Annotated in this window: 19 protein-coding genes and 1 riboswitch; of the genes, 3 read left to right on the top strand and 16 right to left on the bottom strand. The window is 45.0% G+C overall.

Going from position 1 to position 16,958, the window contains the following annotated elements:
- Nucleotides 1-2 precede the first annotated feature (2 nt).
- The 3 genes from MHB71_RS07345 to pdhA form a co-directional block, all read right to left on the bottom strand.
- A complete protein-coding gene (locus MHB71_RS07345) occupies nucleotides 3-1,325 on the bottom strand; it encodes a dihydrolipoamide acetyltransferase family protein (protein ID WP_091029377.1) in 1,323 nt (440 codons plus the stop codon).
- 176 nt (nucleotides 1,326-1,501) lie between these two features.
- Nucleotides 1,502-2,479, bottom strand: a complete 978-nt coding sequence (locus tag MHB71_RS07340) for an alpha-ketoacid dehydrogenase subunit beta (protein ID WP_076210115.1) — start codon at nucleotides 2,477-2,479, stop codon at nucleotides 1,502-1,504.
- Between the two features lie 101 nt (nucleotides 2,480-2,580).
- Complete coding sequence (gene pdhA, locus MHB71_RS07335; RefSeq protein ID WP_017688072.1) at nucleotides 2,581-3,648, bottom strand: pyruvate dehydrogenase (acetyl-transferring) E1 component subunit alpha; 1,068 nt, start codon at nucleotides 3,646-3,648, stop codon at nucleotides 2,581-2,583.
- Nucleotides 3,649-3,904: 256 nt separating this feature from the next.
- Here pdhA and MHB71_RS07330 point away from each other — a divergent pair, with 256 nt between their 5' ends.
- Complete coding sequence (locus MHB71_RS07330) at nucleotides 3,905-4,639, top strand: alpha/beta hydrolase-fold protein (RefSeq protein WP_074095466.1); 735 nt, start codon at nucleotides 3,905-3,907, stop codon at nucleotides 4,637-4,639.
- A gap of 165 nt (nucleotides 4,640-4,804) precedes the next feature.
- On the opposite strand, the gene MHB71_RS07325 is transcribed toward MHB71_RS07330, so the two are convergent.
- Together MHB71_RS07325 and MHB71_RS07320 are read right to left on the bottom strand one after the other, a co-directional pair.
- The gene (locus MHB71_RS07325) at nucleotides 4,805-5,275 is read right to left on the bottom strand and encodes a low molecular weight protein-tyrosine-phosphatase (protein ID WP_339193715.1); all 471 of its coding nucleotides are present in this window, start codon (nucleotides 5,273-5,275) and stop codon (nucleotides 4,805-4,807) included.
- A gap of 1 nt (nucleotide 5,276) precedes the next feature.
- Nucleotides 5,277-5,978: a trimeric intracellular cation channel family protein gene (locus MHB71_RS07320; RefSeq protein WP_036613646.1), complete on the bottom strand. Its 702-nt coding sequence runs from the start codon at nucleotides 5,976-5,978 to the stop codon at nucleotides 5,277-5,279.
- 182 nt (nucleotides 5,979-6,160) lie between these two features.
- Here MHB71_RS07320 and MHB71_RS07315 point away from each other — a divergent pair, with 182 nt between their 5' ends.
- Nucleotides 6,161-6,802, top strand: coding sequence for a thiamine diphosphokinase (locus tag MHB71_RS07315; RefSeq protein ID WP_340029185.1), 642 nt, complete (start codon nucleotides 6,161-6,163; stop codon nucleotides 6,800-6,802).
- A 296-nt stretch (nucleotides 6,803-7,098) separates the two neighbouring features.
- The gene (locus MHB71_RS07310; protein ID WP_076250238.1) at nucleotides 7,099-7,599 is read left to right on the top strand and encodes a C40 family peptidase; all 501 of its coding nucleotides are present in this window, start codon (nucleotides 7,099-7,101) and stop codon (nucleotides 7,597-7,599) included.
- A gap of 109 nt (nucleotides 7,600-7,708) precedes the next feature.
- Here MHB71_RS07310 and MHB71_RS07305 read toward each other — a convergent pair whose 3' ends face one another.
- From MHB71_RS07305 to MHB71_RS07255, 11 genes are all read right to left on the bottom strand, one after another.
- On the bottom strand, nucleotides 7,709-8,413 hold the full coding sequence (locus tag MHB71_RS07305) for a response regulator transcription factor (protein WP_340029184.1): 705 nt from the start codon (nucleotides 8,411-8,413) through the stop codon (nucleotides 7,709-7,711).
- 119 nt (nucleotides 8,414-8,532) lie between these two features.
- Entirely contained in the window at nucleotides 8,533-9,582 is a 1,050-nt protein-coding gene (locus MHB71_RS07300) for a ThiF family adenylyltransferase (RefSeq protein ID WP_340029183.1), read from the bottom strand.
- A complete protein-coding gene (locus MHB71_RS07295; RefSeq protein ID WP_340030135.1) occupies nucleotides 9,579-10,346 on the bottom strand; it encodes a thiazole synthase in 768 nt (255 codons plus the stop codon). The genes MHB71_RS07300 and MHB71_RS07295 overlap by 4 nt, the downstream gene beginning before the upstream one ends.
- A gap of 2 nt (nucleotides 10,347-10,348) precedes the next feature.
- On the bottom strand, nucleotides 10,349-10,552 hold the full coding sequence (gene thiS / locus MHB71_RS07290) for a sulfur carrier protein ThiS (RefSeq protein WP_036613636.1): 204 nt from the start codon (nucleotides 10,550-10,552) through the stop codon (nucleotides 10,349-10,351).
- Nucleotides 10,549-11,721: a glycine oxidase ThiO gene (gene thiO, locus MHB71_RS07285; RefSeq protein WP_340029182.1), complete on the bottom strand. Its 1,173-nt coding sequence runs from the start codon at nucleotides 11,719-11,721 to the stop codon at nucleotides 10,549-10,551. Before thiO ends, thiS begins: the two co-directional genes overlap by 4 nt.
- Before the next feature lie 17 nt (nucleotides 11,722-11,738).
- Nucleotides 11,739-12,404: a thiamine phosphate synthase gene (locus MHB71_RS07280; protein ID WP_340029181.1), complete on the bottom strand. Its 666-nt coding sequence runs from the start codon at nucleotides 12,402-12,404 to the stop codon at nucleotides 11,739-11,741.
- 226 nt (nucleotides 12,405-12,630) lie between these two features.
- Nucleotides 12,631-12,740, bottom strand: a riboswitch (TPP riboswitch).
- A 75-nt stretch (nucleotides 12,741-12,815) separates the two neighbouring features.
- Nucleotides 12,816-14,366: an ABC-F family ATP-binding cassette domain-containing protein gene (locus MHB71_RS07275; protein ID WP_036613631.1), complete on the bottom strand. Its 1,551-nt coding sequence runs from the start codon at nucleotides 14,364-14,366 to the stop codon at nucleotides 12,816-12,818.
- A 138-nt stretch (nucleotides 14,367-14,504) separates the two neighbouring features.
- Nucleotides 14,505-15,488, bottom strand: a complete 984-nt coding sequence (locus MHB71_RS07270) for a hypothetical protein (RefSeq protein WP_340017684.1) — start codon at nucleotides 15,486-15,488, stop codon at nucleotides 14,505-14,507.
- Nucleotides 15,475-16,026 carry a hypothetical protein gene (locus MHB71_RS07265; RefSeq protein ID WP_340029180.1) on the bottom strand — a complete coding sequence of 184 codons (552 nt, stop codon included), beginning with the start codon at nucleotides 16,024-16,026 and terminating at the stop codon, nucleotides 15,475-15,477. The genes MHB71_RS07270 and MHB71_RS07265 overlap by 14 nt, the downstream gene beginning before the upstream one ends.
- The gene (locus MHB71_RS07260; protein WP_340029179.1) at nucleotides 16,023-16,421 is read right to left on the bottom strand and encodes a hypothetical protein; all 399 of its coding nucleotides are present in this window, start codon (nucleotides 16,419-16,421) and stop codon (nucleotides 16,023-16,025) included. Before MHB71_RS07260 ends, MHB71_RS07265 begins: the two co-directional genes overlap by 4 nt.
- A gap of 16 nt (nucleotides 16,422-16,437) precedes the next feature.
- Nucleotides 16,438-16,923, bottom strand: a complete 486-nt coding sequence (locus MHB71_RS07255; RefSeq protein ID WP_062834890.1) for a hypothetical protein — start codon at nucleotides 16,921-16,923, stop codon at nucleotides 16,438-16,440.
- Nucleotides 16,924-16,958 lie beyond the last annotated feature (35 nt).

The raw sequence follows: 16,958 nt of genomic DNA, 5'->3' as shown, positions 1-16,958 counted from the left end.
TCTTACACCTCCATAACAAGCAGCTCAGGGTTAGCGAGCAGCTGTTTAATGTAATTCATAAAGTTTTGTGCTGTTGCGCCATCGATGATACGGTGGTCAAAGCTCAGGGAAAGAGCCATTACAGGTGCTGCAACTACTTCGCCGTTTTTGATCACTGCTTTTTCGCTGATGCGTCCTGTTCCGAGAATAGCAACTTCAGGGAAGTTGATGATTGGAGTGAAGAACATACCGCCAGCAGAACCGATGTTACTGATGGAGATTGTGCTTCCTCTCATTTCATTCGCGCTCAATTTGCCCTCACGACCACGAGCAGCCAGATCACGGATAGAATCAGCGATCATCCAGATGGATTTACGATCAGCATCTTTGATAACAGGAACGATCAAGCCGTTGTCTGTATCTGTAGCGATACCGATGTTGTAGTATTTTTTGTAAACAATTTCGTTAGCTTCTTCATCAATCATAGCGTTCAGAGCCGGGAATTGGCGGGAAGCCGCAACCAGTGCTTTAACGATGAATGGCAGATAAGTAACTTTTGTTCCTTTTTTCTCTGCAATTGGTTTCATGCGAGTACGGAAAGCAACCAATTCAGTTACGTCCACTTCGTCCATGATTGTAACGTGAGGTGCTGTGTAAGCCGATTTAACCATCGCATTAGAGATTGCTTTACGGATACCTTTGAATGGTACGCGCTCTTCTTCAAGGTATTGATCAGCTGCAGCCGCTGCTGGTGCTGCGGATTTTTTCTCTTCTTGAGCCGGAGCTTCGGAAGATGCCGCTGCGGAAGAACCGCCACCGTTTTTGAAGGATTCAACATCTTCTTTGGTTACTTTACCGTTGTTGCCAGTGCCGTTAACCTGTGCGATGTCTACACCTTGTTCGCGAGCAAATTTACGCACGCTTGGTGTTGCCAGAACGTCTTTGGCAGGTACTGCCGGAACGCTGTTGTTGCCGCCTTCTTTAGCTGCATCCGAGCTGGAAGCTGCTGCAGAAGAACCGCTTGTGTCAGCTCCGCCTTGAGCTGCATCTTTCTCTTGCTCGCCTTGATCACCAGCAGGAGCGTCGTCTTGCTCAGGAAGTTCGCCTTCTGCATCGATGATCGCTACAACTTCACCAACGTGGCAGACTTGACCGTCTTTAGCGAATACTTCTGTAACTGTTCCGTTAACCGGACAAGGTACTTCTACAACCGCTTTGTCGTTCTGTACTTCCATGATGATGTCGTCGTCAGTTACTTTGTCACCGACTTTGATGTGCATCTTGATGATTTCGCCTTCGTGCAGACCTTCGCCCAATTCAGGGAATTTATATTCAAATTTAGCCAACTGAAAAACCTCCTTGATTATGTGCTCAATCCTGAAAACAACCCTTAACTCCAAGAAACAACTGTTACTGCTAATGCAAATAACTGTTACTCAAGGGGCTAATGGCTGTTTACAGTGCAGCTTGCGCTGCGGTGTGAATCACCATACTGCGCCTTGCGGCATGTCAGATGATTAAATTAGAAATTTACGACTTTGTTAACCGCAGCAACGATACGCGCCGGGTTAGGCAGCCATGTATCTTCGATTTGTGCAAATGGATATACAGTGTCCGGACCAGCTACACGCAGAACCGGTGCTTCCAAGTGCAGGATTGCTTTTTCATTGATTTGGGCAATGACTTCAGCTGCAACACCTGCGCTCTTTTGAGCTTCCTGTACAACAATTGCACGGTTTGTTTTCTTAACGGAAGCAACGATAGTATCGATGTCGATCGGGCTAACCGTACGAAGGTCGATAACTTCAACTTTGATTCCTTGTTTTTCGAGTTCATCTGCTGCTTTCACAGAAGTGTGAACCATCATACCGTAAGTAATGATTGTTACATCAGAACCTTCACGAACAACGTTCGCTTTACCCAACTCAACAACGTAATCTTCTTCAGGCACTTCTGCACGGAAAGCATGGTACAAGTTCAAGTGCTCCATGAAGAATACAGGATCGTTATCGCGAATAGAAGCGATCATCAGTCCTTTTGCATCGTAAGGGTTAGAAGGAACAACGACTTTGATACCTGGTGTTTGCGTGAGCAGACCTTCCAGGGAATCTGTATGCAATTCTGCCGCTTTTACACCGCCACCGAATGGTGTACGGAATACGATTGGAGAATTGTATTTTCCACCGGAGCGGAAACGCATACGAGCAGCTTGCACTACCATTTGGTCAAGGGCTTCGAAGATAAAACCAACGAATTGGATCTCAGCAACCGGACGGAAGCCTTGTACACCCAGACCTACAGCCAGACCACCAATAGCGGACTCAGCCAGTGGTGTATCAAATACACGCTCTTCGCCAAACTCTTTTTGCAGACCTTCCGTTACACGGAAAACGCCGCCTACATTACCTACGTCTTCACCGAAAAGCAGAACGTTAGGATCACGTTTCAACTCCACGCGAAGCGCATCACGGATTGCTTCTTTCATGTTCATTTGTGCCATTTGCTTCATTTCCTCCTTAAACATTGACAGTTCACATTTGAATTCGTACATGTATACCGGGACATTAAAGTCACGGATGTTTATGCTTTATCGGAAAAAACTTATTGGAAATCAGCTTTTTGCTCTTCCAAGTGCTTAGGCGTTTGTTCGAACATGCTGTCGATCAAGCCTGAAATCGTCATTTTCTCGGTTTTTTCCGCTTTTTTGATCTCTTCATTTACTTTAGCTTTTGCTTCTTCTTTCACACGTGCTGTATCTTCTTCAGTCCAAAGACCTTTTTTCTCCAGATATTTAGCGAAACGTGCGATAGGATCTTTAGCAGACCATTCTGCCTCTTCTTCTTTTGTACGATACTTGGAAGCATCATCCGAAAGGGAGTGAGGACGGAAACGGTATGTTACTGCTTCGATCAATGTTGCGCCTTCTCCGTTACGTCCGCGCTCAGCAGCTTCCTGAACAGCTTTGATAACAGCGAAGATGTCCATACCGTCAACTTTAACACCTTTGATACCTGCTGCTACCGCTTTGTGAGCGATGGACAGAGCTGCTGTTTGTTTAGCAAAAGGAGTTGTGATGGCATAACCATTGTTTTGTACGAAGAAGATAACAGGCAGTTTGTATACACCAGCGTAGTTCAGACCTTCATAGAAGTCACCTTCAGAAGAACCGCCATCACCTGTGTACGTGATAACAACTTGTTTTTGTTTCTTCAATTTGTAACCCATAGCGATACCCATTGCATGCAGAATTTGTGCACCAATGATGATTTGTGGCATCAATACATTAACGCCATCTGGAATTTGTCCACCATGTTGGTGTCCACGGGAGTACAAGAATGCTTGATAAAGAGGAAGTCCGTGCCATACGAGTTGCGGAATGTCACGATAGCCAGGACATACAAAGTCTTCTTTTTCAATTGCAAATTCACTACCAACCATTGTCGCTTCTTGACCAGATACTGGAGCATAGAAACCAAGACGACCTTGACGGCCCAGGTTTACTGCACGGTCATCCCAAGTACGGGTAAATACCATGCGGTACATAATTTCTTTTAATTGATCATCGGAAAGTGTAGGCATCATGTCTTTGTTAACAATTTCGCCGTCAGGAGACAGCACGGACAGAGCTTCTACATCCTCTGTATACACTTCATAAGGAACCTTGCTCATTTTTTTCTTCACCTCAACAAAAAATTTGAATATCAAGTTCCGCTGTTATAATATTATTATACACCTGTTTCACTCCATACGTCAAAGAAATCCGTAATTTTTTTATGTTTCCTGCCGGATTGTATGTATAACAGGGGCTTAATATTGGTATAACAGCATAATACATGATTGCGTGTTTGACCTAACCCCGCACAAGGGTAATCTTACCGTATTGCGCGGTCGAATGCAAAAAATTAACCGAGAAAGGTGACGTTTTATGACGGATTCCCGCTATTTGAAACGCACGATTGTGAAGGAAGAGATTGAAAGTCGCTATCTCGGAGAGAAGCGAACGCTCCGTATTTACCTTCCTCCGGGCTATAACGAATTGCTTAGCTACCCTGTCGTATATTGTCAGGATGGCGAAGAATTTTTTAATTTCGGACGAATTGCTACAACAGCTAACCAAATTATTCTGGACGAAGGAGCCGAACCTTTCATTATTGTAGGGGTTCAGGTCGATGTGTCTGTGAGAACGCAGGAATATGCCCCATTTGGAGATCGGTTCAAGGCATATACCGCTTGCTTCGCTGAAGAGATTATTCCCTATATAGAAGAGAAATATCCTGTGCGTCCATCTCCGCAGGAACGCATTCTTGCCGGAGACTCGCTCGGTGGCAGTGTTTCGCTTCATCTTGCTCTGTTATATCCGGATCTGTTCACACGTGTGATCAGCATGTCTGGCGCCTTCTACTCTGCTTCACAGGAAATCTATGCCGCAGCTGAAGATCTGTCTTGGCTCTCGATCTGGATGATCGTTGGTTTGCAGGAGACTGATTTCGAGGCAGACACGGGCACGTATGATTTCGTTCAATTAAACAGGGATACTCGAGAATTGTTGGAAAAACGTGGTGCCCTCGTCTCCTACCAGGAGAAAGACGGAAAACACCAATGGGGTTTTTGGCAGAAGGAATTGCCCGAAGCATTACTTTATTTTCTCCAGGAAAGATAAAAGGACCACTTTAACAGGCGGCTGAAATGCCGCTATTGTTTTTCATTTTAATGATACCGCTTACAATTGTAACCTGAAAAAGAAGCAGGATATCCTGCTTGCTTTAAGTGCTCTAATCCTGCTTCTTTGTCGAATTACAAATTAAGCATGAATTTCGTTTGCTTTTTAGGCTAAGGAATGTTCCGCTTCAATCTTACTCAACAGAACATCGCAGCCTGCGTTAACCAGCTCGTACACCTCTTCAAAATTGCCTGTGTAATATGGGTCAGGTACTTCTCTGAGTTTTTCCTCGGGAAGCATGTCCATGAACTTGATGATGTCCGCCTCAGCTCCGCCTGGAACGTTGCGCACATTATCTGCATTGGAATTATCCATACACACAATGTAATCAAATTGAGTAAAGTCTTCGCTGGCGAACTGTCTTGCTGCCATGTTGGCATAAGAAATCTGGTACGAATCCAGCAATTTTCGAGTCCCTTCATGCGGAGGTTTACCAACATGCCAGTCCCCTGTACCCGCTGAGTCCACACGAATCTGGTGTTCAAGCCCCTTCTCCAGGACTTTGTGACGCAAAACGGCTTCAGCCATTGGTGATCTACATATATTGCCCAGACATACAAACAAAACATTAATCATATTAATCCCCCTTGCTTAACGTACCTTGAAGTACCGACGATGTTGGCTGTGTCACAATGTTCTCCGGCTGAGGACTGACGTTTCCGGTCTCAGATGGTACGAGCGAACGACGTGGCAGTTTCCATTTATAATGTACAGAACACATCCGGAAGAACACAACGGCCGCAAAACAAAATAATAATCCAGCATTCGTTGTTAACCAGCCCATACCTATAACAAAACCGGCTGTCATTGCCCATACAGCATAGATTTCGTCACGCAATACAAGCGGTTTACGTCCAGCAAGCACATCACGAATAACGCCTCCACCAATACCGGTCATTACTGCTGCAACGATAACTGCGCTAATAGGATGTCCCATGTTCGCCGCGTAGAGCGCCCCTTGAATTGCAAATGCTGCGAGTCCGATTGCATCAAACAGCGCCTCTGTTCGCTTCCAGTGACTAATCCACTTGAGAGGTAATATAAACGCAATCGCTACTGATACTAGGGCTAACATAATAAGTGATCCCTGACTCCACAGTGTCGTTACAGGTATACCTATAAGTACATTCCGGATAATCCCGCCTCCGAATGCCGTGACAAGTCCAAGCACTAGAACACCCAGAATGTCATACTCCTCTTCCATTGCCACGAAGGCACCGGACATTGCAAATGCGATAGTGCCTATAATGCTGAATACTTCAAAAATGTGTAAGTCCAACCTGTTCAAACCTCACTTTTCAAGTCATCTCCATGTCGCTCTACCCATTGTATCCGCGAGCACTGAAATTGTGCAACCACATTTTGTGGATTATACTGGTTTGGTGAATATATTTGTACAGGTTCCAACATTATATTTGAACAATGGACTATTTTTCTCTGAATTAGGAAGGATGAAATAAAATGACGGCGAAACGGATTATTATTTTTACAGGCGGAAACTTATCTGTAGAATTACTTCAGGAAATACGAGAAGATGATATGATCATCGCGGCCGATCGCGGTGCATTATTTTTAATTGAACACGGAATTCAGCCACACATTGCAGTAGGAGACTTCGACTCCATTAATGAAGAGGAACGTATCATTGTAAGTAACAATAGCATTCGGTTCATTACATGTGACCCTGTTCATAAAGATCTTACTGATACAGAAATGGCTTTTGAGACAGCGCTAGATTACGAACCTTCTCACATCTTAATGTTAGGTGCTACAGGTACACGTATGGATCACACACTCGCTAATGTACATATCATGGTTCGCGCGATGCAGCATCATATCTCCTGTGCCATTCAGGACAAGCACAATTACATGACACTGACCACATCCAAAGCTGTGGTTGAGCACCGTGACTATAAATATGTTTCTCTGCTCCCCTTGACTCATGAAGTTGCAGGAATAACTCTAGATGGTTTTATGTATCCACTAGATCAAGCCACTATTCGCATGGGACAATCCTTGGGTGTAAGCAACAAGCTCTTAGGCTCCTCCGGTACAGTCACTATCGATAGCGGCTTATTACTGATTATTCAGAGCAAAGATTGAATCTACTCGTATGCTTCATAGTTATTTATTACGTTTTTGTAACCAGTGATTCAATCAAGAAAATAGGTTCACACATAACAAAGACCCTTGATATTCAAGGGTCTTTGTTGTTTCATCATTATCCTCCATACGTCAATGATTAATTTTTTGACATTTTTAATCATATTTTAATAAACATACCCAAACCATTGCGGCGCAAGGGATTACACTTCCCTATCCAATTTCTAGGCTGTTACAAAGCTGTTATACTCGCTCTAGCAACTTAACGAAAACGAATTTTGGAGGTACTAACTAACATGAAAACAAACATCTTTGTCCAAAAGGCCGTAACCGTCGGGTTGTGCGCTACACTAGGTTTTGGAGCTGTATTAATGACTAACGCACCTGTTGCACAGGCAGCAACTGCTTCTGTATCCACAGGTCAACAGATTGTTAACTATGGTAAACAATTCACTGGAACTCCATATAAATTTGGTGCTTCAACCTCAACAACCAAAGTTTTTGACTGCTCTTCTTTTATGAAATATATTTTCAAAAAGTATGGTGTAGACTTGCCGCGCACTTCCGTGAACCAATCCAAAGAAGGTAAAGCTGTGTCTAAAGCTAATCTCCGTGTCGGAGATCTGGTATTCTTCTCCAGCGGTAGCCGTTCTACCGGTTCCAATGTCACTCACGTAGGCGTTTATGCGGGAAATGGTAAGATTCTGCATACGTACGGATCTCCAGGCGTAACCCTCTCTGATCTGGACTCTGGTACTTGGAAGAGAACGTATGTTAAAGCTCGTCGTGTACTTTAGATTCACATCATAGCTAATGAGTAAGGACCGGGGGTATTATCCGGTCTTTTATTTTTACCCTCTTTTTGCCACACTTTAAACTGGTGATTCATGGAACTAACCTAGTAATCTAATTTTTATCATGCAACATATAACCGATCCCACGCACAGTATGAATCAGTTTCACACTTCTTCCCTTATCCACCTTAACCCTCAGATGTTTGATATACACATCCACAACGTTGGTATCCATCGCATACTCATATCCCCATACTTCCCGCAAAATATCACTCCGGGTACATGCTTCATTCACATGCAGGGCCAGAAATTCCAGCAATTCGTACTCTTTTGGTGTTAATGTCAGGTATTCACCCGCACGATTTACCCGTCTTGAACGCAAATTCACTTTAAGATCATGAACTACAATTACTTCTTCGCCCTCTGGTGTTGCATTCGCAAAAACACGCAATAAGTTTCGTATTCTGGCAAGCATTACGGTCATGTGGATAGGTTCCTCCATCACGTCATTAGCTCCATAATCCAGCCATTCCACGATGAACTCAGGAGATGCATTTGAAGTAATAACCAGTAGAGGTATAACCTGACCTTTATCTAACCATCGTTTTAATTCTAATTTCTGAGCCTGGCCACAATGTTTCCTCCCCTCTTCCCGGTCTACCAGGATGATCAGGTTAATATGCAACAACGAAGGCTCGACGGATTGGTTTAGTTCGGACCACCCCATTCGTTGCACCTCATACCCTTCGCTACATAAAACATCCTGCATAAGGCTGACCTGCTCTCCTGCTCCAATCAGCAAAATGGCTGTTTTCACTCTTTTTCACCCGGCCTGTCTCTATCCCCACTGCTCGCAGCAATGGTTGGTACAGATAGCATGCCGTAAAATGAAAAAGTCCATTCCCTCAAGGGAACAGACTTTGCTTCTTTCTTGCTTTAACCAAAGTAGCGATGGACGAGCGTACGTGCTTCAGCTGTGTCTTTTGTTCCGTGTACGAGGACACGTCCATCTTGGAAAATGACCATTCTATGGACTCCTGTTGTAAAAGAAACCAGAAACGGATTGGATTCCACTTTTCCTTCTTGAAGTCTATCCAGACGTTCCGCTGTATGTTGAAGATCCAGATTCATGCGCCTTGCAGGTCGGATCTGAACGGTGTCCCTGCCACACAACACATCTGTTTTCTCCAGATTGGACGCAGAAAGATATGGATACGTTGCCGAAGTACCGCAGGAAGGACAGTCTTTCTTTTTCGCACCATCCACATTAATGGATATGTATTCGTTCCTCCACACGTCAAATGACAATAACTTACGTCTCAATGCATTTGCATTGCCACTAAGTAACTTCATCGCTTCTGCGGTCTGATTCGCCGTTACCATCTGTACGGCTTGAGGTATGATGCCAGACGTATCACAAGTATCTCCACCCAGAGGGACTTCACCCAGCAAACAATTTAAACATGGCGTATCTCCAGGCATAAATGTATAGGTAATACCGTAACTACCTACGCATCCACCATAAATCCAGGGAATACGGTGCTTCTGTGCCATATCATTAATGAGTAGCCGAGTATCAAAATTATCCGTTGCATCCATGATCAAGTCTGTATGCTGAACGAGTTCTTCCAACTCATCTACTCTGACGTCCAACACTTTCCCTTCCACATGAACCGTGGAATTAATGGCAGATAAACGTTTTTCCGCCGCCATTGCCTTCGGTATCCGCTCCATCGCGTCCTGTTCTACATATAATTGCTGCCGCTGCAGGTTACTCCACTCCACATAATCACGATCCACAATCGTTAAGTGTCCGACTCCTGAACGAACTAACGTTTCTGCAATTCCTGTTCCGAGTGCGCCAGCGCCTACAATTAAAACTCTGCTGCCCTTTAATCTGGCCTGGCCTTCCTTGCCAAGTGGCGCGTACCGTTCCTGTCTGGAATAACGATCGGCCCGCTCGGAAGATGTTAATTGATCTGTCATGTATGAACCATTCCTTCCACCGGACTACTGGCTGCTGCATAACGCTTTACGGGAATCATGCCTGCCTCATATGCCAATCTACCCGCTTCTACCCCCAATCGCATCGCTTTAGCCATGCTCACTGGATCCCCTGATCCGGATACGGCTGTATTTAACAATACGCCATCGGCACCAAGTTCCATCGCATAAGCAGCATCTTTTGGGGAGCGCAATCCTGCATCCACAATTACAGGTACAACGGCCTGCTCAATGATGATCTCAAGGTTATAGGGATTGATGATACCTCTACCAGCTCCGATGGGAGAAGCGCCAGGCATTACAGCATGTACGCCAAGTAATTGTAGCCTTTTGGCCAGAATGACATCATCCGAAATATAAGGCAATACCGTGAAGCCCTTTTCCAGCAAAATTTCGCAAGCCTTGTACGTTTCAATCGGATCTGGGAGCAACGTCATTCCATCTCCGATGACTTCGACTTTTATCATATCACAAAGTCCTGAAGCCCGCGCAAGCTCGGCAATCCGCACCGCCTCTTCCGCAGTGAAAGCCCCTGCCGTATTCGGAAGAAGTGTGTATTTATCCAGATCCAACGTATCCAGGAAATGCTTCTGGTTACGCTCTTCCAGATTCAGACGACGAACAGCAAAGGTCAAAACTTCCGTTTCAGATGCTTCCACAGCCTGACTTTGCACTTCCAGATCCGAAAACTTACCTGTTCCAAGCAACAATCTGGACTCAAACGTATATTTACCAATGTTCAACATCATCAACCGCCTCCTACAAAATGTACAATCTCAATTCGATCGCCTTCTCTTAATGCCGTCGTTTCATGATACTCACGGGTTAAAATATGCTTGTTCAGCTCTACAACTACAGTCTTGACTTGCAAATCAAAAGATTGGAGTAATTTATCCACACGATTCAATCTGTCTTCAATCTCCATCCGTTGACCATTAACGATGATATTCACTGCACCACTCCCTTTCTGTTCAATCGCTCAGGGCTCAGCGCCTCAATTCCGAGTTCTTCTGAGCTTTTGCCAGCGAGCAACTCAGCGATAAGCCTGCCTGTTATCGCACTAAGCAAGATACCGTTGCGGTAATGTCCAAAGGCGGCAAACAACCCGGGTATACTCTTGCAAGCACCTATATAAGGCAGTCCATCGGGAGTTGCCGGTCTTACGCCTGCCCACGCTCGTATAAATTGTGCTTCCTTCATCCCAGGCACCCAGTGGGTAGCCGCTGTTAGCAGCTTCTGAACACCCTGTACAGAAACGTTCAAATCCGTTCTGCCTGGCAGACTGGTTGCCCCAAGCCAAACCTCTCCATTGGCTTTGGGAATAATATAGATATCCTCTGCATACACCGTTCTATCAGGTCTGTACCCTGCATGTTCATCTGAGAACTGAACGGCGGCTATTTCACCTTTTACCGACCACACAGGCAAGCTCAGATTCACATGTCTCATCAACTCTTCACTCTGTAATCCAGCCGCTATAATGACATGTTTGCATTTCATCTCACCGATCGATGTGGTGATCCCCTGCACGCCGTGTTCGTTTGCTTGCACACGTATATCCTGTATGTCCTCCATAACCCGTGCTCCCAATGCTTGAGCGGATTCAGCATATGCCTTCGTTAGATGGACAGGAAGAATCTCACTCTCGTAAGGTCTGTAGTAGGCTCCATACGTATCTCTGTTAAGCCATGATGCCTCCTGTTGCACAACGGAACGGTCCCACCACACCTCATCAGCAGAAGCAGACAACGCAAACTTCCGATTGTCCTTATAACTACTTAATTCACTGTATGAACGAAAAGGAGTTAGGAATCCCTGGCGTTGCAGACCAGTCTCTACCTCACTGAGTGTAGCCATTAGCACCTGTTGCTCGATAAGTAACTGCCTGCTCTGCCTGGCAAGCTTAGCCATCAAAGGATGAGCAAAATCCTCACTGTCTGCTGCCAGCATCCCAGCCGCTGCGCAAGAAGTCCCTCCTGCAATCGCCGAACGCTCCAGTAACAGCACATCCTGTCCACGGGAAGCAAGCTCATACGCAATGGCACATCCAACAACGCCTCCGCCTACAATAATCGTTTCTGCATGAATCTTATCCGGTCTATCAATAATGATCTTTTTCATCCTCACATCTCCTTGATTCAGCGACTCAGACTTTCTGTAGCAACAACGATAGCCTGCCTTAACGATGCAGCTGCCCGATCCGGGGAATCGCTCGCCCATACATTCGAGATCACAGCGACTCCCTGTGCGCCTGCAGAGCGAATAGCGTGAATGTTTCCCGGTTCGATGCCCCCAATCGCCATGACAGGAATGGAGACACCATAGCACACTTCAGCCAGAGCATATAATCCTCTTGGTTCAAGATCAGGCTTACTGTTGGTTGAGTAGACATGCCCGAAGAAAAGGTAATCGGCTCCCCGTTCTTCAGCGATTTTTGCCTCATCGATTGAATGAACAGATACACCCAGACGAAGTCGCTGGACATTGCTTATAACAGCAGGGTTGTAGTTACGTATAGCCTCTTGCCCCCAATGTACACCGCCATAGATGTCATTCTGTGGTGGCAGTTCTGAACCATTGATAACGATGCGACAAGACGGAACGCCAACACCACGCAGACTTTCAGCCCAACCGATCTTTTGTTGCCACGAGAGTTGTTTCTCTCGTATATGGATGTAGTCCACCCATGGCCAAACGTCCTTTGCAGCTTTTACAAAAGATGCTTGATTCCCTACACCCGTAGATACAACATGCAATTCAAATGATTCGTGAACATGTTCATGAGAACTTACCGTACTGTTCATCCCCTTCCATGTGTGAATGCTATGAAAACACAAAAAAGCCACTCCCGTAGGGGAGTGGCTGCGTATTAATTATAGGACCAGATGACTGACTGATACATACAGTTCATTTCGTGCAATAAAGCTATAGACCTTATAGCCATAACGTTATACACGCAACTGCATGTTTCAATTCGTTAAGCAGACGGTTGAAATCCTTCCGAATTGCCGTTTGCTCACGTCATTCACTGAAACGCGCTCGCCACTTCCCTACGCTGGTATGATCCAGATCAGGTGCAAAGGGTCCGGAATCGCATTCTTCCATCTCAGCCACATCGTGTGGCCCCCCTAGTGTTCATATGAAGTTGTAGCCTATGTTACCATAGAAGGATTTTTTTGTCACCGTTCATTTCTATTAAGCGTTGCTTGAATTGTCTAGTTTTTCTCAGACCATTCTTCAACATTCCATGTTTTGGTAACCCAACCCTCGTAGAAATCAGGTTCATGAGATACCAGCAACACCGTTCCCTTGAATTCTTGCAAGGCACGCTGTAACTCAGCTTTAGCTGTGACATCCAAATGGTTCGTCGGCTCATCGAATAAAATCCAGTTGCTTTCACGCATCAAGAGTTTGCATAAACGAACCTTGGCTTGCTCTCCACCACTCAGCATGTTAAGCGGACGGGTAATGTGCTCATTTTTCAACCCGCAACGAGCGAGATGACCCCGGACCTCATTCTGGGTCAAATGTGAAAACTCATTCCAGACATCCTCAATCGGCGTGATATTTCCAGCACGAACTTCCTGCTCAAAATAGGCCGTTTCGAGATAATCTCCCAAAAAGGTCTTTCCACTGAGTGGAGATATTTTGCCCAAGATGGTTTTCAGCAGCGTCGATTTACCCACACCATTACAACCTACGATGGCAATTTTCTCACCACGTTCAATTGTCATTGTCATCTTAGGCAGCAAAGGATACGTATATCCAATTTCAAAATCAATGCCCTCAAAGACCGTTTTGCTACTCGCACGGGCATCCTTGAATTTGAACGTTGGTTTGGCCGCTTCATCTGGACGATCAATACGTTCAATTCTGTCCAGCTGTTTCTCCCGGCTCTTCGCTCGACCTGAAGTTGAAGCACGCGCCTTGTTACGCTGAATGAAATCTTCCTGCTTCTTGATGTACTCTTGCTGCTTCTCGTACGCATCAATATGCTGGGCTTTATTCATATCAGCCATCTCGAGGAACTTGTTATAGTTCGCTGCATATCTCGTTAATTTGGCAAATTCCAAATGATAAATGACATTTACGACTTCATTCATGAATTCCGTGTCATGGGAGATTAAGAGGAACGCATGAGGGTAGTCCTTCAGGTAACGTGACAACCATTCAATGTGCTCTACATCCAGGTAGTTGGTCGGCTCATCCAGCAAAAGGGCTGTAGGCTTCTCAAGCAGAAGCTTGGCAAGAAGCACCTTTGTACGTTGTCCACCACTTAGAGCTGCGACATCCCGATCAAGACCAATTGCGGACAAACCAAGTCCATTGGCCATCTCTTCCACTTTTACGTCAATCAGATAAAAGTCGCCCTGTTCCAGTTGTTCCTGAATATCGCCCATCTCTTCCAGCAACTGCTCTAGCTTATCTGGATCTGCATCTGCCATCTGGTCCGTTATATTCATCATTTCTTTTTCTAATTCAAGCAACGGAAGGAAAGCATCTTTAAGAACGTCACGAATGGTTTTGCCTGGGGTAAGCTTCGTGTGCTGATCCAGATATCCGTAACGGACCTTAGGTGTCCATTCCACTTTTCCACTATCTTTAAGCAATTTACCGGTAAGGATGTTCATTAATGTGGATTTACCCACACCATTGGCACCAACAAGTCCTACACGCTCTCCGGCAAGTAAACGAAACGATACATTTTTAAATAACGTGCGATCTCCAAAATTGTGACTTACGTTCTCTACTGACAATAAACTCATAAGATGAGGTTGCTCCTATCTATTAGACATTACTTTTATTATTGTTCCGAAACCCTATTCTAGCACAGGTCCCGTCTTTTCTGAAAGTAATGTAAACAGTTCAGGAACCTCTTACATGATTTTGTCATACAGGCTACCCTAACGATTAGAGCATTTATATTCGAAATAGCCTTGTGCAGCTGCTTGTCTTGCGTCTGTAAACACCTCTTCAGCACGGTAACCATTACCACATGTGGAGGGATAGTAGTACTTGATACCCGTTAAAGGATCTACCCCACCTACGATGGCCGTTTTCTTCACAAGTCTGCCTCCACCGATCGCATAATTGTTGATCTTTTGGTCACCCACACCTATACCTTGGATAAAGGCCATAATCCCTGTATCGTTAATGGAGTTGTACCAATCTTCCTGCGCAATCAGGGGCATCGTAAACGTATAGGAAATACCGTTCTTTCTGGCAAACTCATTATGGCGGTTAATCACATCAGCCAGATCATCCTGCACAGTAGTCACAATCCGGCTTTGTCTAACTTGCTCAAATACGCTGGTATTCTGAAGTAAAGGAATCTGAGAGCTAGCAGCGAGTTCTTTTTGGAATCCCTCAATCCATTTCCCTGCATTTGCGTCGTAGGCATATACGTAGTCGTCCAGTGTAAAGTTAATACTGTTACCATTAGAATCTGAATATGTATAAGGTTTCTTGGGACTCCATACTCGCTTGAAAGAATCTTCAAGGTTACCTGTCAACTCTGTTTCTGTGGACAACATATAAAAGCCGTCATAATCCAGAATAAGTACGGCAGGAATGTAATTAAACATGTTCCGAATAGCTGCGGGATCATCCTGAATCCCCATATTCAAAGCCATCGTCTGCGTAAATGTCAACAAGGCAAGTTCCTTATCGGCTTTAACAAACTTGGTTGAATCATAACCTGCTTCATCATTTTGTTTCTCATTCTGATGCATCACTGCACCTGCATCCATGACTGCAGTTTGAAGTACAGATCTGTATCGTTGGCCAAGATATTGAGCCTCCTCGGCATCTTGGGTATGGAGTGAGATGATCCAGAAGAGCGGGAAAAAGATCAGCACAAATACAATGGATAGCTCAGTAATCTTCATTGAGGACCATACCTCCGTATGTTACAAATACTGCTGAAGCCTGAGCCGTACCACTCAACCATTCACGAATGAGCATGGAAGGTGTACGATTTGTATTTTGGAGTGTCACGGTGAAAAAATCCCCTGTCGTCAACGTATATCTTCGGCCAGGATCATCAACCGGTATCACACCTGAGGATGGGAATAGTCTTTCTCGAATCTGAGCCGAATAATATCCATCCTGCACCACTTCATAGGTCCCGTTAAAACTGTTATTGTCCATCGGGTCTATATAGTGAGGTACATATTTCTTATGTAAATGTTCCATCGACACCTCATACACATTGCCCGTCTGGGCCAGTTGCTCCTCAAAATCAGCCAACATTCGAGGTGAAATATACCCTTTCGTTCGGACAGCATCAACAAAACGTGTTACATTCTGAACAGCCGTCATACGTGCTATATCATCCTGCCGATCGGCTGTTTCAGCAGCTGGGTACACATAGAGCAGAAGGACTGCGAGCAATACGGCAAGCAGCTTGGATGCGGCATTAATCAATTCACACTCGCCTCCTTCCAAAAAACAATCTTGAGCAGTTCTCCAGTTTCATTTCGTATAAACTCTGGTCTGTAGGTGGCATCGAGCTGGACAGGAATCGTCGCTGTTTTGCTGACAAGTGGATCGATCACATACGAAGTCCCATCTACCACCACAGGAATGCCTGTGCCTGTCATCTGTCTTACGGTATGCAACACTTCCGCACCAGTATACTGATACGGATTGGTGGTATGCAGTGTTGTTGTCAGCCGACCTTCCATGCCTGTTGTTGTCTGTACTCTGTCATTTAAGGCCGCTGATAAAATCTTAACATTCTGTTGCCCGTACAGGCAGGCTGTCACAAACAGGACAACCGCCGTACAAAACAACATAAGATGCTGGGTATTCTGGGACATGTTAAACCAACTCCTGTCAGGATTGCTGGAAGATCAGCCCTCTTACCACGTTGGAACGGTCTTTTACGATAATGGCTTTGAATTTACCACTTGGATTGACATATTGATTGTCTTTTTCACTCATGGTCTGGTTAATAATCCCCACTTTATCGTCGGGTGCAATAACCGAGCCGTAGTCCGCATTATTGAGATCCTGTGAAATGTTTAATTGATTGCCGTACCATTGACCCGCTTTATTTTTACCTGTAATAACTTGAATACCGAATTGATCCTTGTCCGCATATTTACGCAGCGCATTCGTTACCTGTGATCCACTGATGGTTGTTCCGTCATATACCGTAAATGCAGCCTGGGACAACTCGGTTTGGATATCAGCAAAATTGTTCTGGGCCGTCTTGGTTGCCTCCTGAGCCGAAATAAACAACAGAACTACAATTGTGATCAAAGCGATTGTTAAGAATATCCCTGCTGCCACCTTTAAAGCGCTTGATGCATTGTTCATGATAAATCCTCCCAAGTTATAAGTTATTAAACTAT

This window comes from Paenibacillus sp. FSL H7-0940, assembly GCF_037979415.1.
In the GTDB taxonomy this organism is placed as follows: Bacteria; Bacillota; Bacilli; order Paenibacillales; family Paenibacillaceae; genus Paenibacillus; species Paenibacillus amylolyticus.
Note: the sequence above shows the minus strand (reverse complement) of the source record. Positions and strands in the feature narration are given on the sequence as shown.